This is a genomic window from Pontiella agarivorans, assembly GCF_034531395.1.
Classification (GTDB): Bacteria; Verrucomicrobiota; Kiritimatiellia; order Kiritimatiellales; family Pontiellaceae; genus Pontiella; species Pontiella agarivorans.
This window is the reverse complement of the sequence record NZ_JARVCO010000007.1, coordinates 243,093-265,990: the sequence shown is the minus strand read 5'-3', so window position 1 is coordinate 265,990 and position 22,898 is coordinate 243,093. Positions and strand designations below refer to the sequence as shown.

At 52.1% G+C, this 22,898-nt stretch carries 17 protein-coding genes and 1 tRNA gene; 7 read left to right on the top strand and 11 right to left on the bottom strand.

Annotation, left to right across the window (positions count from 1 at the left end):
* Positions 1-9 precede the first annotated feature (9 nt).
* Positions 10-1,257: a hypothetical protein gene (locus tag P9H32_RS06055; protein WP_322607987.1), complete on the bottom strand. Its 1,248-nt coding sequence runs from the start codon at positions 1,255-1,257 to the stop codon at positions 10-12.
* A gap of 327 nt (positions 1,258-1,584) precedes the next feature.
* On the opposite strand from P9H32_RS06055, the gene bioA reads away from it, so the two are divergent.
* Both bioA and P9H32_RS06045 read left to right on the top strand, forming a co-directional pair.
* Entirely contained in the window at positions 1,585-2,862 is a 1,278-nt protein-coding gene (gene bioA / locus P9H32_RS06050; protein ID WP_322607986.1) for an adenosylmethionine--8-amino-7-oxononanoate transaminase, read from the top strand.
* 313 nt (positions 2,863-3,175) lie between these two features.
* On the top strand, positions 3,176-3,445 hold the full coding sequence (locus tag P9H32_RS06045; RefSeq protein WP_322608189.1) for a HipA N-terminal domain-containing protein: 270 nt from the start codon (positions 3,176-3,178) through the stop codon (positions 3,443-3,445).
* A gap of 388 nt (positions 3,446-3,833) precedes the next feature.
* On the opposite strand, the gene P9H32_RS06040 is transcribed toward P9H32_RS06045, so the two are convergent.
* The 9 genes from P9H32_RS06040 to P9H32_RS06000 form a co-directional block, all read right to left on the bottom strand.
* Positions 3,834-4,619, bottom strand: a complete 786-nt coding sequence (locus P9H32_RS06040) for a hypothetical protein (RefSeq protein ID WP_322607985.1) — start codon at positions 4,617-4,619, stop codon at positions 3,834-3,836.
* A gap of 403 nt (positions 4,620-5,022) precedes the next feature.
* Positions 5,023-5,460, bottom strand: a complete 438-nt coding sequence (locus tag P9H32_RS06035) for a protein-export chaperone SecB (protein ID WP_322607984.1) — start codon at positions 5,458-5,460, stop codon at positions 5,023-5,025.
* The gene (locus P9H32_RS06030; RefSeq protein ID WP_322607983.1) at positions 5,435-5,854 is read right to left on the bottom strand and encodes a helix-turn-helix transcriptional regulator; all 420 of its coding nucleotides are present in this window, start codon (positions 5,852-5,854) and stop codon (positions 5,435-5,437) included. Before P9H32_RS06030 ends, P9H32_RS06035 begins: the two co-directional genes overlap by 26 nt.
* Positions 5,855-5,856: 2 nt before the next feature.
* On the bottom strand, positions 5,857-6,258 hold the full coding sequence (locus P9H32_RS06025; RefSeq protein ID WP_322607982.1) for a type II toxin-antitoxin system RelE/ParE family toxin: 402 nt from the start codon (positions 6,256-6,258) through the stop codon (positions 5,857-5,859).
* Between the two features lie 100 nt (positions 6,259-6,358).
* Complete coding sequence (locus tag P9H32_RS06020) at positions 6,359-7,924, bottom strand: restriction endonuclease subunit S (RefSeq protein WP_322607981.1); 1,566 nt, start codon at positions 7,922-7,924, stop codon at positions 6,359-6,361.
* Positions 7,925-7,993: 69 nt separating this feature from the next.
* A complete protein-coding gene (locus tag P9H32_RS06015; protein ID WP_322607980.1) occupies positions 7,994-9,520 on the bottom strand; it encodes a class I SAM-dependent DNA methyltransferase in 1,527 nt (508 codons plus the stop codon).
* Positions 9,517-12,756, bottom strand: a complete 3,240-nt coding sequence (gene hsdR, locus P9H32_RS06010) for a type I restriction-modification system endonuclease (protein WP_322607979.1) — start codon at positions 12,754-12,756, stop codon at positions 9,517-9,519. Before hsdR ends, P9H32_RS06015 begins: the two co-directional genes overlap by 4 nt.
* Positions 12,753-13,460, bottom strand: coding sequence for a RadC family protein (gene radC / locus P9H32_RS06005; RefSeq protein ID WP_322607978.1), 708 nt, complete (start codon positions 13,458-13,460; stop codon positions 12,753-12,755). The genes hsdR and radC overlap by 4 nt, the downstream gene beginning before the upstream one ends.
* A gap of 876 nt (positions 13,461-14,336) precedes the next feature.
* A tRNA-Thr gene (locus P9H32_RS06000) sits at positions 14,337-14,411 on the bottom strand.
* 191 nt (positions 14,412-14,602) lie between these two features.
* Here P9H32_RS06000 and P9H32_RS05995 point away from each other — a divergent pair.
* Positions 14,603-15,970 carry an FAD-dependent oxidoreductase gene (locus P9H32_RS05995; RefSeq protein ID WP_322607977.1) on the top strand — a complete coding sequence of 456 codons (1,368 nt, stop codon included), beginning with the start codon at positions 14,603-14,605 and terminating at the stop codon, positions 15,968-15,970.
* Positions 15,971-16,076: 106 nt separating this feature from the next.
* On the opposite strand, the gene P9H32_RS05990 is transcribed toward P9H32_RS05995, so the two are convergent.
* Positions 16,077-17,297 carry a polysaccharide pyruvyl transferase family protein gene (locus P9H32_RS05990; protein WP_322607976.1) on the bottom strand — a complete coding sequence of 407 codons (1,221 nt, stop codon included), beginning with the start codon at positions 17,295-17,297 and terminating at the stop codon, positions 16,077-16,079.
* A gap of 62 nt (positions 17,298-17,359) precedes the next feature.
* On the opposite strand from P9H32_RS05990, the gene P9H32_RS05985 reads away from it, so the two are divergent.
* The 4 genes from P9H32_RS05985 (at position 17,360) to P9H32_RS05970 (ending at position 22,898) form a co-directional block, all read left to right on the top strand.
* Positions 17,360-17,929 carry a Maf family protein gene (locus P9H32_RS05985; protein ID WP_322607975.1) on the top strand — a complete coding sequence of 190 codons (570 nt, stop codon included), beginning with the start codon at positions 17,360-17,362 and terminating at the stop codon, positions 17,927-17,929.
* Between the two features lie 69 nt (positions 17,930-17,998).
* Positions 17,999-19,495, top strand: a complete 1,497-nt coding sequence (locus tag P9H32_RS05980; protein WP_322607974.1) for a PAS domain S-box protein — start codon at positions 17,999-18,001, stop codon at positions 19,493-19,495.
* Positions 19,495-20,379 (top strand): hypothetical protein, encoded by an 885-nt coding sequence (locus P9H32_RS05975; RefSeq protein WP_322607973.1) that lies wholly within the window; start codon positions 19,495-19,497, stop codon positions 20,377-20,379. The genes P9H32_RS05980 and P9H32_RS05975 overlap by 1 nt, the downstream gene beginning before the upstream one ends.
* A 2-nt stretch (positions 20,380-20,381) precedes the next feature.
* Positions 20,382-22,898: a hybrid sensor histidine kinase/response regulator gene (locus tag P9H32_RS05970; protein ID WP_322607972.1), complete on the top strand. Its 2,517-nt coding sequence runs from the start codon at positions 20,382-20,384 to the stop codon at positions 22,896-22,898.

Below are 22,898 nucleotides of genomic sequence, written 5' to 3'. Positions count from 1 at the left end.
TAAGCCTGCTTAGAAATAGTAGCCGAGATTGATATTGAAACGCCCCTCCCATTTATCGGAGGTATTCGCCCCGAAGTCGCCATCCGGACCGATGAAATAGTTGCCGTTGGCATGTGCATACTCAATGTAGGTATACCAGCCGCCGGTCGCAATCACCGCGCCGATGGAATTCATATAACTGTCATTCAGGCCGTCGCCGGCGTCGTCCTCACCCTTTTTCAGAATCGCACTGGCCTCCCCGAACAAGGTGATCGAATCGATCCAGTCATAACGCCCGACCGTCCAGGTATAGCCCAGCGTTGCGGACGGAATGGTGCCGGATGATGCAACCGGTGCTGCATAATCGTATGCCCCCATGGTGATCAGGTCGTCCGATGCAGACGGATCATTGAAATCCGCGCCATAGTCATAGTGCGTAAGCTGCATCATCAGCTTCCAGGCGCCATAGGTTGTCGAGCTGTGAACCGCAGCCGCATAGGCCCAGGTATCCTCGGCCGCCGAAGCATTATTGGCCGCCAGCTGCCCGACCTGCAGCGAAACACCAACCTCCGTCGGGATGGAATTGGACAGGATGGAATACATAACACGGCCGTTGAACTGGTTGCGTTCTTTATATGTTCCGTGCGCGGCCGTTGGATTGCCCGGGGCGTCCGAATCCACGGTATCGAGAATATCATATGAATAGCGCGCACTATCGTCTGTTGCGCCGTTTCCGTTCGGCTCGGGCATCAGGTAATAGGCCAGATCAAACCGGAGATCGCCCAGCGTGCGGCTGTACTTTATTCCGAGATCCATATCATCGGAAAGCCCCGCATAATAATTCATATCGAAAAACCAGCTTTGAGATGCGCCATAGGGGCCGACCCCGAAAGGAGCCCGGTTGATGCCGACCTGGAGCTGGGCGGCCTCACCCAGATTATACCCCAGCCACCCGGTGTGGATCATGTTGTATCCGTTATACCAGCGGTACTCTAATTTCCCGAGCCAGTCGTCCTTCTGCCAGTCGACATTAATCCGGAAAACGTCCAGTTCCATGTCGCCGCCGTGATCACCACGGGACGGGCCGGCGGAATCGCCATAGGAACTTCCGTAAACATAGTTTGCGCGAATTGCGCCGCCGACGGAGAGCGTACCGATATCGACACCGGTAACATCGTCAACCACTTCGCCGACCGGAATTCCGGCCGATGCGCTGAATGCGCCCATAAAAATAAATGCAGTAATACTCTTTGTGTAGCCTGTCGCGCTAAATCGCAAAACGGGTCTCCTATTCTGTTCGGGTTATACAGCTGAAATAAAAAACAACATCAGGACATATCCCCTGATATTCATCGGAAAGAACGGGCTTTGCGTAAAACGCTTGGCCCGGCCACGCCCATAAACCGGGCGCTCCGGCCCGCCGAAAATGCTTCTCGGAACAGCTGTTTTTATGGCGTTAAGTCATCCTTTTTTTTCTTAACTCGGCATAAGTAGAGCGGATGAGCACATACCCCTCAAGGGATCATTCGATCTTTTTGCCTATGAATTGTAGGTATTTTTATTTTTGTTTGCCCGAAACGCCCTCCTGTGGTCTGGTTTCAATCTATGAATTTAAATGAACTCATCGATATCGACCGACAGCACATCTGGCACCCGTATACCTCCACGCATAATCCGTTGCCCGTCTACCCCGTTGAGCGGGCCGAAGGATGCCGCATTTTTCTGAAAGACGGACGGGAACTCATCGACGGCATGTCCTCCTGGTGGGCGGCCGTTCACGGTTATAACCATCCTGCACTGAATGCCGCGGCAGAAGCCCAGCTCAGCAGAATGTCGCACGTTATGTTCGGCGGCCTGACCCATGAACCCGCCGTGAAGCTGGCACAGAAACTGGTCGAAATAACGCCGGAGAACCTGCAGAAAGTCTTTTTCTGCGATTCCGGCTCCGTTGCCGTGGAAGTGGCCATGAAAATGGCGATGCAGTTCTGGTCCTCGGGCAGAAAGACAAAAACCAAATTTGCCACCATCCGCTCCGGCTATCATGGCGACACCTGGAACGCCATGTCGGTCTGCGATCCCGAAACCGGCATGCACCATATTTTCAAAGGCTCCCTCCCGATCCACTATTTTGCCGACCGGCCGGAAACCCCGTTCGGTGCTCCATGGAACCCCGCCGACATTGAACCGCTCGCCGCCATCATCCGGCAGCATCACGATGAGCTCGCCGCCGTCATTCTTGAGCCCATCGTCCAGGGCGCCGGCGGCATGTGGTTTTATTCACCGGAATACCTGAAAACCCTCCGGTCACTCTGCGATGAATATGATGTCCTCCTGATTGCCGACGAAATCGCCACCGGATTCGGCCGAACCGGAAAACTCTTCGCCTGCGAATATGCCGGAATCACTCCGGATATTATGTGCCTCGGAAAAGCCATTACCGGCGGCTATATGAGCTTTGCCGCCACGCTGGCCACCGACCGCGTGGCCGACGGAATCAGCTCCGGCGAACCCGGCGTTTTTATGCACGGCCCCACCTTTATGGGTAATCCCCTCGCCTGCGCCGTCGCCAATGCCAGCATCGATCTGCTGCTCAACTCCAACTGGAAAACCACCGTGGCCTCGATAGAACAGCAGCTGACCGACGGCCTGCAGCCCTGCCGAAAGCTGCCGGGCGTCAAAGCCGTACGCTGCCTCGGAGCCATCGGCGTAATCGAACTGAACGAACCCGTAAATATGGCCGAAATTCAGAAACAGTTTGTAGAACGCGGCGTATGGGTCCGGCCCTTCGGCCGGCTCATCTACCTCATGCCGCCCTTCATTATTTCCAAAACCGAACTGACCCGCCTCTGCAACGCCGTCTGCGAAGTCGTTGCCGCACCCTGACCAAACAAAGCTAAACCTCAATCCCCCGTCTCTCCCATACGGATGCCCTACGGCAGAACCGGCTGAAAGTTCTGCCGGGTTAGGTTTTCTTTCTCTGGATGCAACGCACCTCTTCCTCTCCCTGGGCGAGTGGATCCGCGGGGCAACAGCAGAGGCCAACCGAATCGATCCCTTCATCGAATAACACCATTTATATACCCGATCAGGAACATTAACCCCAATTTGTCCCTTCCTATACCCGAACGGGATTAGCATAAGCCATTCGAATTATTTTATACCCGAAGGGGGATATTATGACCGATCCACTGATTAAATTTATTACCGGTTCTCCTACACGGCGGATTATCTCGCACAGAATGATGCCGCCCCCATCAGGCTGTCACTTCCGCTCCAGAAAGAGCCCTTTGAAGATAAACGCCTGTTCCCGTTCTTTGACGGACTGATCCCGGAAGGATGGTTGCTGAACATTGCCGAAAATACCTGGAAGCTGAATCCGCGGGATCGCATGGGACTGCTGTTGAGCTGCTGCCGTGATTGTATCGGCGCGGTTTCTATTGTTCCGATGGAGGTAGAGCATGACTAAACCAACCTGCCACATCTGTCTCCAACCATTGGAAAACGGTGAAGACCTCTTTCACGCTACCTGCTGCAAAAAGCTGTTTGGATTCACCAGGCCGCCGATCTTCCCCGATCCCCATCCTACGACCTGTTACCCACCCGGTTGCTGCTTCCGGAAGCCCCGAAGAATCCGCTCTCACCATCAACGGCCGCAAACGACGCCTGGACCGAGCTGACTTCCTGCGCCTGAATGACAAACAGGTTGCCAACGTGTTCTCACGTTTCAGTCACCATCTTGACGCAGCATTCCAGACATTGGAATCCGGACCCTGCTCGCAAGCGATGAAAGAACTATACACCGCCCTTATTCAGGATAGGGCTGAGCGTCTAAACCTAAGATAAACAACGTCCTTCTAATGTTTAGGTTCATGCGGAAAGTATCCTTGGTTTTCAGGAGTTAATTTCAAATCACTGAGGATGCAGGAGAGGCTGTAGATGGCCAGTTCGGCATCGCGGTCGGTTGGTGGGCGGCTTTCAAAATGGACCTGGTTGTTCGGCTTGATGCGGGAATGGAACTTCGCAATGAGGTGTCCGCAGTGGGCGACGATATGTAAGCCCTCGTCTCCAGCCCGTTTTGCCAATGGACCGAGGTCCGTGCCGGCAAGGTTCTTTATATCCTCATGAAAATGGGCAAAGAGCGCGGCGCTGGCAGCGTGGCGGCAGAGTTCGATGATGGAGTCGGCATTGGCAAACGTCATCGCATCAACGACTTTATTGACCGTCTCTTCCACTTTTGTTTTCCAGGGGTCGGAAACTTCACGAAGATCCAAATCAGGAAGAGCGCCCATGGAATGGAGCGGTCGCAGAGTCAGCAATTCATCGTTCAGATACATCCGGTCATTGGAAACGATGCGCCAGAGGGAGTATGCTGATTGGGTGCCAATGATGGCATATTTCTGATCCGGACCGTTGAGGCTCAGCGCGTAGGGCTGATAGGTATGCAGCCTCTTTTTAATTACTGCCGATGCGTATTGATGCGCGATGAGACCATCATATGCATCAATCGCTGCAACACGACACTCATTCGGTTGCTCTGGATAGGGTTGATAAATCCGTCCGCGCCGGACCATGGAAACCGGATCAAAACTGTCCTCCCGAAAAAGAAACTTCTTGAATTCATTTTTCTCCGCTTCGATCAAATTTTTCAGTGCATCGGCGGGTGTCTCACCAATCTGCATATCGAAAAGGTGCGGAGGAGGCAGCACCGCCCGCATCCCCTGGGACATATCACCACCCTCGTAAAACAATCCCTTATCTTTTTCGATTCCCAGAAACATATTACTTACTGGATGCTCGGCATTTTTGTTTAGGATGAGTTTTCAACGGATATTTTGATTCCAACTGACCGCCAGACCGTAGTTCCTCAATATATTGCCGGACCGTCTGCTCCTTACGGTGCAGTAACCCGGCGATCTCTAAAGCAGAGAGCTCATTGTCTGTAAAACCGGAGGAGATACCATCTCCTGATCCTGACAGGAGATCCTCTGATATAGGATGGCATCCGGGCAGAAAATAGCATTTACCGCGCCAGCGTAACACTTACTACTCAGCACCATTTGCCTTCACAGCCTTTGGCTGCGCTTCATCAATAAAGGTTACCGTCGGCAAATCGAATCTGGGATACGGCCCGCGCGAGGTTATATTCGCCACCATCTCGCGTATAGCACCGAACAGGATGGCCGGAGCGTTTGCCTTGACCATAGATATTTTCTTTTCCTCAGGAAATTCATCTGCCACATGGAAAAAACCGACCACTTCAATATCGATCGTATAGGGAGGGCATTCCTCGCCATCCGCCTGCACAAAAGCAAGGCCAACCGTCACCATCCAACGGGAAGCGTCTTCATTATGCTGCTGGCAGTGGGTATTGGACTCAAACTGCCCGGTTCCTTCGATGTCCTGACACGCCGGATTATCGCACGCATCCACATGGACACGGGTGAACATGTAGGATTCAAGCTGTAAGGGCGAAGGTTTCATTTTCGTCTCCAGTTGCTACGGCACTAACGTCCTGGCCATACTCCTGCTTTTTCAAGTTGAGCGGAATTGGGGATTCCTCCGGTTTCGGCGGAGAGTAATCCATCCATTGGGTTTTCCATCCCTTGGGGCGCAAATGAGGCACAAATTCCGTGTCCAGCGCACGGGCAATCTTTACCGCAGTTTCAAAGGTAAAGTTGTTATTTCCGCGCAATAACTTTGTGACAAAAGCAGGCTTTTTACCCAGACGACGGGCCAGCTCCGAACGATTGAGTCCAGCATCCTCCATTCGGGCAACCATCTCTTCCGTGCACTCAATAATTGCCTTTTCAACCCAATAGGTATCCGTTTCTCGAGCTTGTTCCTGAATCGCGTTAAACCGATCACTTGCATTCATACCTAATTCTCCTGCTGAAGCGTTCCCTTAGACTTGGCTTCAAAATAATCCGCCTTCATAGAAAGGGCGCGCTCGATTTGGCCACGAGGGGTCTTTCGGGTTGATTTGCTAAATCCATGCGTGCAGACCACCATTTTTCCCTCATCCCAAAACCACACGATGCGCAACCCGCCCGGGGTCTTAAACTCATAGAGCTTATTGCCCAAAGTACGACATTTTTGCCTGTCTTTCGGAATGCCATGCTCCACCACACGGTCCAACAAGGCTGCCATTTTACTCACTTCCTTCGGTCTTTTCTGTTGCATTTCCTCAAGAAAATCAAGAACCCGTACCTGCTGCCCATCACCAATCGCGCAGATTGTGAGTTGCTTAGTTTCTTTCAGAATGTGAAGAGACAACGTCATAGTTTAACTTAAAGGTTAAATGGTCAAGACTAACCCGCCGGGAACTTTCCGAGCTGAGCCTCCACCTTTTCCGGCCCAAACTCACCTCTTATTTTATAACTCAAGGACTTCTCCTTTTTCGAGGCTTCTTTTTAGGGGTGAGTTTTTCGCGTTCGGTTTTGATGCGCTGCAATAAGGCGGCGGCGGAGTTTTCGCCGGTTATTAGGTCGGGGTTTTCGCGCCTCCATTGCTCGGTGAGTTCGCCGCGGAAGGCTTTGGCGAGGATGGATTGGGTGAGGTGGTTGACGTGCGCCTGCGCTTCTTTCACCCGCTGCTCCACCTGATCCGCAAAGGCAAATAGCTCCTCCACTCGTCGGACGATTTCGGTTTGTTCTTCTACAGACGGGAGAGGAATTAACAATTCTCGAACACCGCCGACACTCACCTGCTTGAGCGCCACCCCCTTAGTCTTCTCAACAACCTGCCCAGCAACGAGCGGCCCCCGAAGGACATAGTTGAGATATTTGTTCGAAATAACGGCATCACAATTAATCACGCATAAGGAATCCAGCAATGCAAATGGGATGTCTAGTTCTAGTATTCTTGTATGGCCAATCGTTCCTTTACGAGAGAACGCGATACTTCTCTTATCAAAACGGCACCGAGCACCTTGTTCGTCGATTGTTTCTTTAGCCACAAACCGGCACTTACTTAAATCAAATCCATCAGTTCCATCAAACTGCGCGGTCGATATGAAGTGGAATCCTTTATCGAAATATCTTGGATTCCTATGCTTGGGATTTGGGTCTATTACATCTGCGATGAAATCAAGACGCTCCACTTCCCACACATCAGGAATGCCTTGCAACCCTTCATCCACTCGGACCGGTTTGTACCTCGCAAGCCATTTGTCGTCAGCTGGTGTCTTTCCTTTCCGTTCAAATTCGACCAGCCGCATTTTCTTCCAATGCTCAAAGCGGCTAGCTTCTAAATCCTTAATGTATTCCCTAAGACTATCATTACCGCTGTTCTCCTCCCTCCACTCCTCGGTGAGTTTGCCGGAGGTGGCGGCGGCGAGGGTGGATTGGCGGAAGCGTTTCAGGATGGCGGGGAGCCCGTCGAGGCGGGTTTTGATCGAGTCCACCTGCGCCAGTAAATCATCCAGCCGCAACGCAATCTCTTTCTGCTCCGCCAGCGGGGGGAGGGGATATTCGAAAGCTTCCAACTTTTTTCGAGTTATTCTTTTTCGAGTAGTACCAGAAGCGTTGGCTTCAATTAGATTTCTTATGTCAGGTGTATTGATCCAGTATTTAAGAAAGTCATTTGAAAAAGCTGAGTTTTCACCAGTCCGAATAAGACAAACATCAACAACGGTAACAGCCTTCTGTCCAACGCCTGGAAATAGACATGCACGTCCCAATGGATCTGGCATACGTGCAATCAACACATCCCCCTTTTCAAGGTATGTACAATTTAGACGATCTGCGCTTTCAGGTGTCATAAATCGCTTAGACTTGTTTCTAAAATCGCCATCACCAATATCAGCCAATTGAATCAGACGAACATCACCATTCGGATCCTGATCTTTTGATTCAACCCAATCTCCATCAGAAATGACGCCGTCCACTGCAATGGCATCGGATAGTTTTGATATAGCCCATCCTTCGGGCATAGACACATCACTCATTCGCCACCTCAACATTCGGCCGAGCGTGGATAAACGGGCGGGACGCCCGTTCTACTTTTTTACAAGCCATCATGCTTCTGCGCCTCCGAGGCCGAGGACTTCGGCGAGCAGGGCTTTCTGGGCATCGGCTTCATCGGCGCATCCGAGGGCGGACATGAGACCATCGAGTTCGCGCAGGGCCTCGGTGAGCTCTCCCATGGCTTCGGCGGCGAGTTCGTTGGGTTCGGGCAGGTTGGCGGCGTCGACGCTGTCGCTGTCTTTGATCCAGGAAATATCGAGCGAGTCGCCTTTGGTGTCGCGGATCCAATCCCTGGAAAAACAGCGCCAGCGGGAATTCTCCTCGGTCTGCTCCACATCGTCCGGGAGAAAGCTCCATTCCCCTTCTTTCCGAACACTGGAACCATCAGCCTTTTTGCCATAGACCTTTTCGAAGGGGGCAAGATGGGCATCGCCGAACGGGGTGCGTTTACCAAAGCTGGGCATGTTGGAACGCAGGTCGTAGACCCACACCCTCTTTGTATTGTTCTTTTCGGTTTTTCCGCGCGTGAAAAACAGCACATTGGTTTTCACGCCCTGCGCATAGAAAATTCCGGTCGGCAGCCGCAGGATGGTATGCAGGTTGCACTTGTCCATCAGGTCGCGGCGAATGCTTGTGCCCGCTCCGGCCTCGAACAACACGTTGTCCGGCACAATAACGGCTGCCCGCGATTTTCCATTCTTCCTGAGTGACCGGTAAATCACCTGCAGAAAGTTGAGCTGTTTGTTGGACGTGGGATAGGTCAGATCCGTGCGCGAAGGCTGCTCCCCGCCTTTTTTGTTGCCAAAGGGAGGGTTGGTCAGGATGACATCATAGTCTTTCAGCTTTTCCCCTCTGCTGGAGAGCGAATCACCCAGCAGCAGTTCGCCTTCAATATCGTGGAGCATGGCATTCATGAGCGCCAGACGATGCGCATCCTGCACCAGCTCGACGCCGGAGAAGGCTTTCTTCCGCTGAAAGTCCCGCTGGGCCGCCGACCACTCAAACTTGTTTGATTTCGACTCCACATACTGATTGGCGGCAATCATGAACCCAAAGGTTCCGGCCGCCGGGTCAAAGCAGCGTTCGCCCAATTCGGGCTGAATCAACCTTACCGTGGAATCAATCAGGGGGCGTGGTGTGAAATATTGTCCGGCTCCCGACTTTTTCTCTTCCGAGTTTTTCTGGAGCAGCCCTTCATACAAGTCGCCGAGACCCTCTTTCTTCGCTTCATACCAATCGAGTTTGTTCAGCTCGGAAATCAGCTTGGCGAGGTTGGCCGGATGCTGAATGTCACTTCGGGCATTGGCATAGATTTCCTTGATGCGTCCTTTGGACTTTTCTCCCCCAAGGTGGCGCAGCAGCTCTTCATAAAATTTCTTCAGATCAGTTCCCTGCAGCTTGGTCAGATCGTCCCAGCGATACCCTTCGGGAATATTTTTTTCCTGACCGGTTTCCTTGGCCATTTTCAGAAACAGCAGATAGGTCAGCTCGGTGACATACTGGTGATAGGTAATCCCGTCATCCCGCAGCACATCGCATAGATTCCATAGTTTCTGAACAATTTCTACCGTACTCATCCATACATCCTTTGCTCTGGGTATAGAGCCTCGTTAAGTTGGTCAATGACCTCTGTCAACCGGCCCTGAAATATTTTGTTGATGCGGTTGAACCCGCCTTCTTCCTGAAAGACCCCTTCGTTGAGGTCGTCTTTTTGAATAATGTTTTCTTTCATCAGCTGCATTTCGAACCGGTCCAGCCAGTTTTTCTGGATCGCGGTCCAATCGCTCATGGCGCGGATTTTCTGCACCGCATTTTTGATGCGCTCTTCATGACTCAGCAGCGGATCCCCCAGCGCCTGCCGCCGGATGAACGAAATAACATCGGCGGCAATATCCTCGTTGGTCCATTCGTGCCAGGCAACGCGCAGGGTCTTTTCGGAAAAACCATGCAGATCCAATTCAAGCTTGAGCTCTTTCAGCGATTGCCGGGTGAGTTCCCGCGGCCGTTGGCAGACTATGCTCAGCGCGGGAATCTTATTCATGTTGTCGAGAATGAAGGCTTTGAATTCGTTCAGATAGTCTTCCGGCTTTTCGGCTTTCCCATACCCGCGCGTATGCGACTCCAGCTCATCTTCATGATTCGAGATCAGTACCCGTCTGGGCTGGCGGTTGTTTTCATCGAGGAACTCAAAATACCTGCGACTGTTCTGCACGATGGTGTGCACCTGTTGCGGCTCGGCTTCACGGAGGTCCTTGATAAACTCGGTAATCGTCACCCCGCCGGTCAGCGTTTCGAATTTTTCGGCCGCTTCGCCTTTGAGGCCGCGTGCTTTGCGCTGCAGCTTGGCAACCAGTTGATCGATGTGGAGTTTCTGTTTATCCGGGTCGTCCATATCGAGCAGCTCTTCAACCAGAGTCACCAGTGTTGTTTTGGGGTTCGGCGCGACCGGCTTCATATTCGTCACCTTTTCAAGGGCTTCATACATGCGGACGGCATCGTAGATATTAAAGTGGTCCTTCTTGATTTCCGGGCAGAGACGCGTTGCCCTTCCCAGCATCTGTTCATACAGGATGCGCGAGCGGACGCGCCGGATGAAGACCAGATTGCAAATCGCGGGCACATCGATCCCGGTCGTCAGCAGATCGACCGTGACGGCGATATTGGGAAACTTTTCATTTTTAAAATGACGGATCGCCTGGGAGGGCCTGTCGATTGATCCGGTAATCTTTTGGATGGCATCGTCATCAACCGGGCATCCCATTGCATCAAACTCTTCCTTGAGAATACGGACTACGGTGTCGGCATGGTCATCCGTGGCGGCATAGATCAGCGTTTTTTCGTCCCCGTTGGGATCGAGGTCCTTGATCAGCTCTTTAACCACGGTGCGGTTAAACTTTGTGGTTAGAACCTTCTGATTAAACCCGTCCACCTCAATGTTCAGTTCATCCGGAATCTCTTCAAGATTCGTCACCTCGCCGGTTTTTGTGTCCAGTACCGGCACCGTTTCACCTTTCTTCCATTTGATGCCGCTTTTGGACAGCTTTGTTGTGATCTGGTGCGGCGGTTCGTGATCGATCAACCATCCATCAATTACGGCTTCCCGATAGCTGTAGGTATAGACCGGCTTCCCGAAAATCTCTGCGGTATGCGGTGCGGGCGTGGCCGTCATCCCGATCTTTACGGCATCGAAGTATTCAATGACCTTGCGGTATTTGCTGATGTAGTCGTTCTGGTCGCGGTATTCAAGTTCGGTATCGCTCATCTCCCGGTCGAGGGTATAGCCACGATGAGCTTCGTCCACGACAATACAATCGTATTGGTCGACCGTGGGGATATTGGCATCATTGGAGTTGAACATGATACGCCGCATCATGCTTTGGACCGTGGAAACATCGACCCGCGTATCCGACTCCACGTCGGCTTTCGTGATGTCCTTTACCCCGAACGTTTCGGCAAAACTGAGAAAGTCCTCGATTTGAACATCATGAAAACTGTTGCTGGCCTGTTCGCCCAAGGCATTGCGGTCCACCAGAAACAGAACGCGCTTAAAACGGTCGGATTTAATCATTCGGTAAATCAATCCGAGTGCAGTACGGGTTTTTCCGGTACCGGTTGCCATAGCCAGAAGTATGCTCTTCTGATTATTTTGAAGTGCTTCTTCCACCTTGCGGATAGCGGTTTCCTGATACCTTCTGAGTCCAAGATAATCAAAGGGTTCCTGTCCCAGCTTCTTACAGGCTTCCGGAATGTTGTGTTTGAGCAGATCTTTAAGACCTTCCGGAGAATACCACGCGTGCAGGGGTTTGGGGTGGTTGGTCGGTTCGCGGCCATCCAGGAACCAGATACCGGACTTATCTTTCAGCTGCTGCAGATACGGACGGCCATTGGTGGCGAACATAAACGGGGCTTTATATTGGTTCCAGGGCCCGGCGATGAAGGATTCTTCTCCTTTGATTTCCACATCCCGGGAATAGCGCTTAGCCTGACCCACATCGGACACCACCTGCCTGTCCCATTTCTTGGCTTCAACAAAACCGATGAGATCCATGCCGACAAACAGGGCATAGTCAGCAGGGCCGGAAGCGGTGGGCCACTCTGCAATTGCCTTATTCCTGCCCTTTTCGGGCCGGGTCCCTTTGGCATAGCGCAGGTTCACGGTATCGGCGATCCAGCCCGCCGCATTTAATTGATCATCAATGAGCTGCCGGGTTTCGGCTTCCGACAGTTTTATTTTCTTTGAAACCCGTGCAGAAGACTTCCGACGCTCGGAACGCTGCTCTTTGGTGACCTCCTGCCCTTTTACCGTTTCCAGCTTTTTCAGCAGTTTGGAATTTTCCTGCTCCAGCTGTTCATTGGCCCGAATGAGTTCGGATGCAAGAAACTCGAGCTCTTCCTGGCTCTCGGCAGGCTCCGGCATGGAGAAGGGCTGAACCGTGACGTGGCCGGTGCTGTAGGTCTTCGCAAACCATTCCGCCAAACGATACGCCACCTTGAGCTGGGTCTGGGCCGCCTCCACACTCCCAAAACCTTCGTGCGTCGCTCGATTTCCAGCCTTGCGAATAGAATGGAAAAGCGGGCCGAGCGTATCCGGAATGATGCCTTTGCTTTGCAAGAGATTGAGTCGTTTGATCTGGGTCCCGTCAAACGGTTCATTCAGATTTTCGTAGGCAATCAGATACCTGGTCTGCGTTTCGGCAAGCAAACGAAGTTTGATGAGCGCCGCATTGGGGTCCTGGTAAAGGTGCTTTTCAGCCAAAACCCCCATTTCAGCCACTTCAGGCCATTGCTCCATTAAAAAATCAAAGTTGCTCACACCAGCCTCCCGGTCTTCAGGCTGAGCGTTTGCTTCGGCGTCGTAATCAAATGATCAATCAGGCGAATATCCAGTTCACCGGCAAGCGACTCCAACTTACTCGTCATGCCGTGGTCCGCTTCAGAAGGAATGGCTTCTCCGCTTGGATGATTATGAACAATGATCACCCCGGTCGCATTGTGCAGAATGGCGGGCTTCAAGATGTCACGTGGATAAAACGGGGTTCTGCGAATCGAACCTTCATTGACGATTTCATGATGAAGCAGCTTGTTGGCATCATTCAGACAAATGAGCATCACGCATTCCCGATCATTGGAACCGATATGAATGCGCACAAAGCTGGCAATGTCTTCCGGCTTCGAGATGGTCGGTCTGTTTTCAACCTGTTCTTCCAGATATTTGTGCATCGCTGAACGGACAAGACGAATCAATGATGCCGACCGAGAGCCCAAACCATCGATTGATGTCAATTTTTCCTGGGATTGGTCAAGTACGGCCGAGAATGAGCCAAACTCCTTCATCAGCTCCTTAGCCAGGGGTTTGGTATCTTTTCGGGGAATGGAATAGGTCAGCAATAGCTCTAAAAACTCGTAGTCGGCCAAAGCACGATGCCCCGATGTCTGAAAACGTTCGCGCAGGCGCTGCCGATGACCGCTTCCCTGCGAATCATCTATGCCTTTACGATATGCATCCTTCTCAACCATTCCAGCCCCTGAAAACTCAATAACATAAGTTGAATCAGGGTATTGATGAAGCGCCTAACGAGCAAGCAGAACCACTTGAAAAGATCTAATCTGCAGAGATAGTATTTTTTACTAATTCAATCAAAAATATCCGCAAATGCCCTTGTCAGGAAAAAGCAGGAAATCTGCCATGAAACCATGTACAACCGAAGCCATTCGTATGTTACTGAACGCTGACGAAACCGTCAGCCCAGAGGAATACGAAAATGTCATGTGACGCTTTGAAGGGAAATTGAACCTGCGATCGTCAAAACCACCCAAGCACTGGGAAATCAATCGTAAGACGCAGAGAGTCCTGAAAGCCGGCGCAGCCGCTAAATATGGGCATCTCACGCAGGCACTTATCCGACCTTTCCTCAAACGGGATCATCCCATATATCAGAATAGGAACCCGGAGCTACCTGTACGACATCTGCGACCTCGACCATTTTCTTGATATCCGGAAGATCGGGGCGAACTAGCGAACGGATAGGTCGTTTCCGACACCCTCACGCTCACGGGAAGCTCCTGGAATCGTCGATTACCCCTCAGACTCATTACCTGCAGGAATACGGAACGGGCTGAAAAACGGCCATATGACTGACGAATGTAATTTGCACCACTTCAAGAGTATCGGTCGCCACAATCTTGGCTCCCTACGCTGAATAAGTTTACGCCGGAAACATTCCTTAGACATAAAGCAGTGGCTCACGGAAAGACTACCTTGTCTTACCTTGTCTTAACTCGCCCTTAACTGATGTAAATTGTGCAAAATGTTGCGTGGAGTTAAATGCGGGGGATAATTGCCCTAAAACAAATAAAAACCCCGCATTTACTAGGAAATACGGGGTTTTAAAATGGAGCCGGCGGTCAGAGTCGAACTGACGACCAACGGATTACAAATCCGTTGCTCTGCCACTGAGCTACGCCGGCAGGGGTTTTCCCGTGGTTGGAAAAACGAAGCGCGAATTATGCGAATATTCGGGAGTGAGTCAATCCCGATCGGAAGAATTATTCGGGATCAGATAAATGGTCAATAGCCGTGAATCATTCACCGTTTTTTATTTAGGTTACGGGCTTTAAAATGATACTGATTTCGTCTTACTTCGGGTATGAAAGGATGAATGATGGAGAAGAATTCGGAAAAAACGTGGCGTTGTTCAATTTGCGGCTATCTGCATTATGGCGATGAGGCACCGGAAATATGCCCGATCTGCGATGCAAAACCCGAAGATTTCAAGGAAATTGAAACGACGGTTCGACCGGAGCGGAGAAATCCGGGTCACGAGCGGGTGGTGATTATCGGAGCCGGCATTGCCGGGGTTTCAGCGGCGGAGACGATTCGTGAACACGCCCCGGATGCGGAAATTATTCTTTTATCAAAAGAAGAGGGCCTGCCTTACTGGCGGCTGAATCTGACGCGCATGCTGGCGGGGGATTTTCAGGAAAAGAATCTGCCGCTGCATGCGGAAACGTGGTATGCGGAGCGGAATATTGATCTGCGTGACGGGATCACGGTGACCCGCATCCTGCTCACGGAGAAGGCGGTTGAACTTGAAGGCGGCGATACGATCCAATTTGACAAGTTGATTGTGGCCACGGGGTCGCACCCGTTTATTCCGCCGATTCCGGGGGCGGATCTGGAAAATGTTTTTGCGGTGCGGACGGCTGATGATGTGCGGGGCATTCTGAACGTAATTGATGAAAACACCAATGTGGTGTGTATCGGCGGCGGAATTCTGGGCCTGGAAACGGCGGCTGCACTGGCGAAACAGAAAACCCGCGTTACGGTGCTGGAATCGTTCGACTACATTATGCCGCTGCAGCTGAATCCGGAGGGCAGCGAAGTGATGAAGCAGCACCTCGGAAAATTGAATGTGGAGGTGGTTGCAAAAGCCCAGGCGGATTGCATTATCGGCGACGGTCACGTGACTGGCGTACACCTCAAGCGCGGTCAGCTGATCCCGGCAGATGTGGTGGTGATCACTGCGGGCGACCGGGCCAACGCAGAGCTGCTGGAAGAAGCCGGGCTTATGGTGAAAAAGGGCGTGCTGGTGGATAATTTCCTGCGTACATCCAATCCGGATATTTATGCTGTCGGTGATGTGGCGGAACACGACGGGGTGCGCTACGGGGCCTGGGCGCCGGCGATGTATATGGGTAAAATTGCGGGCATGAACGCAGCCGGCGTTCCAACGGAATTCGGCGGAATTCCACGCTCGCATATGATTAAAGTGGTTGGGAAGCCGATGCTCAGTATCGGTGTGATTACTCCGGTCGACGGCAGTTATCGGATGATTGAGGATTATGCGGATGGCGGTTATCGCATGTTTATGCTGCGCGACGGTCGCTTTACCGGCTGTCTGCTGCTGGGCAAAATGAAACTGCTCAAACCGGTTCGCAAAGCGATACAGGCCCGCCTGGACCTGAAAGCCATGCTCGCGCCTGACACGACAGCCCAGGATATTGCGGACTTTCTTTCCGCCTCCTGACCCTACCGTCAGCCCTTGCTTTTTTCACACATTGCAATGTGTGAAAAAACAGGGGGCTTTATTTTTATAGCTTTTCTATAATTTCATACATTGCAATGTATGAAATTCACAAGGATTGTTTCAGCACCTCGGTCAACCGCACCTTAGCGTCTTCCAATCGCTGGAGCAGCATGTCGTGCACGGCGGTACTGACCTCTTCGAATTCGGCCCGGCTTTCGATCAGCCGGTCGAGTTCCGCCTGCATATGTTCGAAGTCGCATTCATCCACACTTCCGGCGGAAACGTGGTCGAACATGGTGAGGAAATTATCCACTTTACTGCCGCGGCTGATTCCAATGATTGGAATATGCAGTACCGATGCCAGAATCAACAGGTGCAGACGGCTGCTGATCACCAGATCCAACTTTCCGGCAATAGCCAGAATTTCACCGGGGGTGCGTTTCCCGCCGATGACTACGGAGTGCATTTTGTTTTGCATCCGGTCGCGCATGGACTCCATCAGCGGTGCATCGGTTGCGTGGTTCATGGGCAGAAAAACAATGCGGTAATCGCGGTCGGCCAGCTGATCCAGAAATTCAATCAATTCCTTTTCATGCACGAGCTGCCGTTGTGCGGAAATACACAGGCCGATCTTCCGCGCAGGGGATGTGAGTATCGCCCGGGCCTCCTGGGTCAGACAAACCCGGTCCCATGGTGACGGCTGGAGCAGTTCGGCGGAATCGGCACCGACCATTACATCCGGAACATCTCCGCAGTGATGCACTGCATTGAGCGTCTCCGGATCGCGCAGCACCACCAGATCGCAGCGGTTGAGTTCTTCTACAATCTTATTGCGGGCTCTCGCCTCGCGCCGTTCTTCCAGACGTTGAATGAAATTGATGCGATTGAGTGTGAGCACGGTGAGCAGCCTCAACAGCAGCCTTTTTTTCCCGGGCAGCACTTTATAGAGATACGGATTGAGCTCATCGTTCATGCCGACCCCCCAAAGTACCGTTTTTGTTTGCCGGTGATGGGCAATTTCGAGCATGGAAAGCGGAATTTCCGGATAGTCGGAAAGACCGGTTGCACCGGCCCAGATGAAGACATCCGCCCGGGCAATTTCCTCTTCCATCTGACGGGGACTGTAGGCCGGCTGAAAACCGAACAGCGGTACCGTTCGTACGTTCAGTCGGTTTTCGGTCTCCTGCTGGCTGTCGGTGCTGACGGTGATGGAACAGCCGGGCGCAAGCTCTTTCAGCAATCCAACTACACATTCAAGGATTGCTTCATCACCCACATTATTTCGGCCGAACGGAACTCCACCCAGCAGGATTTTAACGTTTTGCATGCGTTTCTTGTGCCATGCAGATCGGGCTTTTAAAAGCCCGCTCTGCAACATATTCTCCGTATATGCAAAATTATCCAAACCTTGGAAAACTGATTCTCGGCAGCGCTTCGCCGCGCCGGCGCGAACTGCTGGCGGCTCTCGGCGTGGAATTTGAGGTTCGTATTCCCGATATTGACGAAACCCCCGGAGCTGATGAGCCGCCCCGTGCGTTTGCAGAACGACTTGCCGCTGAAAAAGCAGCCGCTGTTCCCGCCACCCCCGGCGAAACTGTTATTGCGGCTGACACCATTGTGGTTCTGAACGGGCAGATTCTCGGAAAACCCCGCGACAGCGGCCATGCGTTTGAAATGCTTTCCGCTCTTTCGGGCTGTACGCACGAAGTGATCACCGGGGTCTGTATCCGCACAAAGGAAAAGAGCAACGTTTTCTCCGTGACCACGCAGGTGGTTTTCCGAATACTGGAAAAACAGGAGATCGTCGACTACATTGCTTCGGGCTGCCCGATGGATAAGGCGGGAGCGTATGCAATTCAGGGCGGAGCACTTCACATGGTGAAAGCAATATCCGGATCATACACCAATGTCGTCGGGTTGCCCCTCTGCGAAATCCATGAAGTATTGATTTCTCTTTAACAGTGGCATCTTTCTAGCTATTAAACAGTAGAGAAATGTGAATCCGAAAAAATGGCGACGGCTAACAGAATGAACAGATTGAGATGGATTTTTGCAGCAGCTGGGATTCCGGGAACCGTAATGTGTGCCCATGCTACGGAACCGGAACAAGCAGGATTGCTGCAGGCCGGCATCGTGGGTCCCGTTCTGTTTTCCGCAGCCGTTCTTGCAATCATCGCCCTTCTCCTCTGGATCAGACAGCTGCGCACCGTCCTTTCCGAGAAATCCCAGGCACTGGAAAAAAGTATTCATCATATTGAACTGATGGAGGATCATCTTCCGAATGTGGCCATCTTTCAGCTGACACAATCAGAAAACGGAACATTTTCATTCCGTTACCTGAGCCAGGGAGTTGAGCAGATTCTCGGGGTGGACCATGACCGGATTCTTGCGGATGCCCGTCTGGTTTATGATCATATCTATGAAGATGACCTTCCCCGCCTGAATGCGGCACTCGAAACGTCCAGAACCGGCTCCCCCATTCAGCTCGAACTGCGCCTGCTGGATCAAGAGGGAAATCTCAAATGGCTGTATATCAGCGCCATTGCGAATCCCGAAGAGGGCCAGCTGATCTGGAATGGATTGATTCAGGATATTTCGCTGAATAAACGTGTCGAAGATGCCCTCATAGAAGAAAACCGGAATTTCCAGAACCTGTTTGAAACCATCGATGACCTGTTGCTGGTCTGCGATCTCGATGGACGTCTGATGCACGCCAACCCTTCCGTTGAAAAACGGCTCGGCTATTCGCATGATGAGCTCCGTGAAATGAGCCTCTTCGAGCTCTATCCTCAGGAAGCCCGCGACGAAGTCTACCGCCTCATGGCCTACATGCAGACCGAACGCTCAACCACGGCCAACATGCCGCTGCAGATTAAAAACGGCGGCTCCATCCCCGTAGAGATGAGTATCTTCCAGGGATTCTGGAAAAACCGGAAAGCCGTTTTCGGAGTAGCCCGCGATATTGCCGGCCGGCAGCAGACCGAAAACGCCCGGAGGGAATCACAGCGCATGCTGCAACTGATCATGGACTCCATTCCCATGTCGGTTTTCTGGAAAGATAAAGATTCCATCTATCTCGGCTGCAACAAAACCTATATCCGGGAATGCGGGCTTGAATCACTTGATTCCGTTGTGGGCCAGACGCCGTACGACCTGTTTGACCCCAAACAGGCCCTTGCTGTTGTTGAGCGCGATCAGGATATTATTCAGAATAATCATCCTCTTTATAATTTCACACAATCCTATGCCCGACCGGATGGAAGCATCGCATGGAGGGAGATCAGCAAGATTCCATTGCGGGACGAAAAAGGCCGCGCCGTAGGAGTCCTCGATGTCTGGCACGATGTCACAGAACAGAACCGGGCCGAAGAACGCCTCAAGCGAACGCTCGAGGATATGGAACGGTTCAATCAGCTCATGCGTGGCCGCGAACGCAGAACGCTGGAGCTCAAAGCCGAGGTTAACGAGCTGCTTCAGCAGCTTGGCCAGTTTAAAAAATATCGAACCACAACGGATGATCTCTAATGATTGACCGGCCTACCCATCGATATGGCACATTTATTCTGGCTGCCGCAGTTTACGTGGCCGGCGTCATTCTATTTTCGTTGTGGTCCTTCAATGCCCACAGCCGTGCACTCCACAACTATGTCGACAAAGCACTGGTCGATGCGGCATTTGCACTGGAGGAACTGCTGAACTGTAATGCGCTGACAGAACTTGAACAGAATGCGAGCGCGGAAAATACTGAATTTGTGGTCGCCAGCAAGCAGCTTGAACGCGTTGCCCTGCACGGCAACTTCAGCGCGGTGCTCGCCGGAACCGTGCGACAGAATCAAATCAACATTATCATTTCGGGCTCAACAGAGAGCCGTTCAGAGCAGCGCAGTCTTGCACACGAGCTGCTGCTGACGGAAAAACTGAAAAACCGGATCCTTCAAATGGCCGCCGAAGGCCGGCATGCCACCGAAATGTTTACAACCATTCACCCGGCCTTCGGGAAAATCCGCTATGCATTGATCTACAAACCCGATACTCCGGAACAGGGCCATCTTTATGCCACGGCGCAGGAAAGCCGGCATATTGAACAACAGCTTGGCAACCAGCTGCTGCGTATGGGCATCGCCGCCATCGGCATGCTGCTGCTGGCCATTCCGCTGATCACGCTCTTCAACCGGACACAGCGTCTGGCAGCACGGCATTTGACCGAACTGAATAACCGGCTGCAGAACGATGTTGATTCCCAGCGAGCCCGTGAAGAAGAACTCAAGGATGCCATCAAAGACCTCGAACGCTTTAACGCCGTTTCTGCCGGCCGTGAATCACGCATCATTGAACTCAAGGCCGAAGTCAATGACCTGCTGAAGGAACTGAAGCGCGACAAACGTTACACGATCGATAAAATAGACTGACCATGGACGAACCGACACTAAAACTCCCCGAAATAAAAGGACGGCTGGGCCGCATATTTGCAGTCATTTTTTCGCTGATTGCCATGGTATTCGCTGTGGCTGTTTACTTCATCATGCGCTCCGGCAGTTCATATACCTCCTGGCTGATCACGCTGGCAGTTATCATGGTTATCGCCCTCGGTTATATCCTCGGTCGTCTGATCGGCGGCGGTCTTGAACGCGACGAATATGAACGCAATTCCGAAATTCATGACAACCTCAAAGTGGTTCATGAGTTGATCAAAGCCAATGAATATCTTGAAACCGAGACCCTCGATCTCAAGAAACACCGCAAAGCCCTGCTCAGCATTATGGAGGATGCGGAACGCTACAATGAAGAGCTCAAACATGAGATTATTGAGCGTAAACGCCTCGAAGCTGAAGCCGCCCGCGCACGCGACAACATGGACCTGATCCTCCATGGCGGCGATCTCGGCTACTGGGACTGGAACCTGAAAAAAAACAACTGTACGTTTAATGACCGGCTGGCCGTCATACTGGGCTACCGCCTCGAAGACCTGCCAAACGATATGGACTGGCGCAGACAGCTCACCGAACCGGAGGACTATAAAGCCATCCAGAACAGCATGAATTTGCATTTAGATGGCAAGGCCGACACTTACAACTGCGAGTACCGCATTCATCGGGGTTCCAATGACTGGATCTGGGTGCTCGACCGCGGACGCATCATCGAACGTGATGAACAGCAGCAGCCTCTGCGGATGGTCGGCACCCTGCTGGATATTACCGACCGCAAAGAATATGAACTGGAAATGAAGGAGGCCAACCGCCTTCTCGACAAACGCAGCCGCGAACTGGAGGAAAACCAGCACATCATTATGGGGATGATGGAAGATGCCAACGAGGCGCGTGAAAGCCTCGAAAGCGCAAACCGCCAGCTGCTTATTGCCCGCGAACGAGCCGAAAAAGCCACGCAGGCCAAATCGGACTTCCTCGCTTCCATGTCCCACGAAATACGCACACCGATGAACGGCATTATCGGCACAGCCAGTCTGCTGTACGACACCGTGCTCAATCCCGAACAACGGGAATACCTCCGTATCATCCAGACGTCTGGCGATGCCCTGCTCACCCTGCTCAATGACATTCTCGATTTCTCTAAAATCGAGGCCGGCAAACTGGATCTTGAACCCCAGCCGTTCGATCTTCGGGAAACCTGCGAACATATCACCGAACTGCTTACTCCGACCGCCCTGGAAAAAGGAATTGACCTGATTCTGCGCTTTTCACCCAACACGCCGTCCTTTGTGGTCGGCGACGCCGGCCGCATCCGCCAGGTACTCATGAACCTCGCCGGTAATGCACTTAAATTCACCCGCAAGGGATATGTTTATCTCAATGTGGAAATGGTGGCCGGAACCGAAAAAGAAACCACCATCAATTTTACCGTATCCGATACCGGAATCGGAGTCTCCCGCGAAGAACTTCCTCAGCTGTTCCAGAAATTTTCACAGGGCGATTCATCCACCACGCGTGAATTCGGCGGAACAGGCCTTGGCCTGGCGATCTGCAAACAGCTCGTCAACCTCATGGGCGGAAAAATCGGAATGGAAAGTGAGCGCGGCAAAGGGTCGACATTCTGGTTCCGCCTCAATCTCCCCGTTGCCAACCGCTCTCGGCAGTCCGAAATTGATAAACCCATATTCAACGGTGAGCCGATCATGATTATCGATGAAAAGAAAATCATGGGGCAGTCTATTTCCGAGTGGATGACCCGGTGGGGTTTGAACCCCGAAGTTGCTGGTACCGTTGATGAAGCCGCCGAACGTATCAGCGAAGGCAACCACCGTATTGTCCTGATTGAAGAACATCTGGCCTACGACACCGAAAACCCGCTTTTCACACAACCTGAATTTGATGCGCTGGGCAAACTCATCGTCTGCTCGATTACCAATCGTGACATGCGCACACTCGATGGAGCCGGTCTGGCCGACAATTTGGTCAAACCGCTACGACTCGGTAACCTGTTATGGAAAATTGCCGAAATTCTAGGCTATCAACTGAGTAGCCTTTCGATGCATCCGCCCAAAACAGTCCATGCCCAGCCGACGGTCGAACTGTCCACCATCAAAAACGCCGGCACACGCCGCATTCTTGTGACCGAGGACAATATCGTGAACCAAACCGTCGCCAAACGCATGCTCGCTAAAGGTGGTTATGAAGTCGATGTTGCTGAAAACGGAGAGATTGCACTGAACAAGGTAAAAGACGGCGCGACGTATGACCTCATCTTTATGGACTGTCAAATGCCCAGAATGGATGGGTATGAGGCTTCACGCCAAATCCGAAAACTCGAAGAAGATACCCCGGCCGGTTCACATGTGCCCATTATCGCCCTCACTGCCAATGCCATGCAGGGCGATCGGGAAAAATGCATCAGTGCCGGAATGGATGACTACATACCGAAGCCCGTCAAAAAAGAAGCCCTTTTTGATATGATCAACCGCTATGTCGGCTGA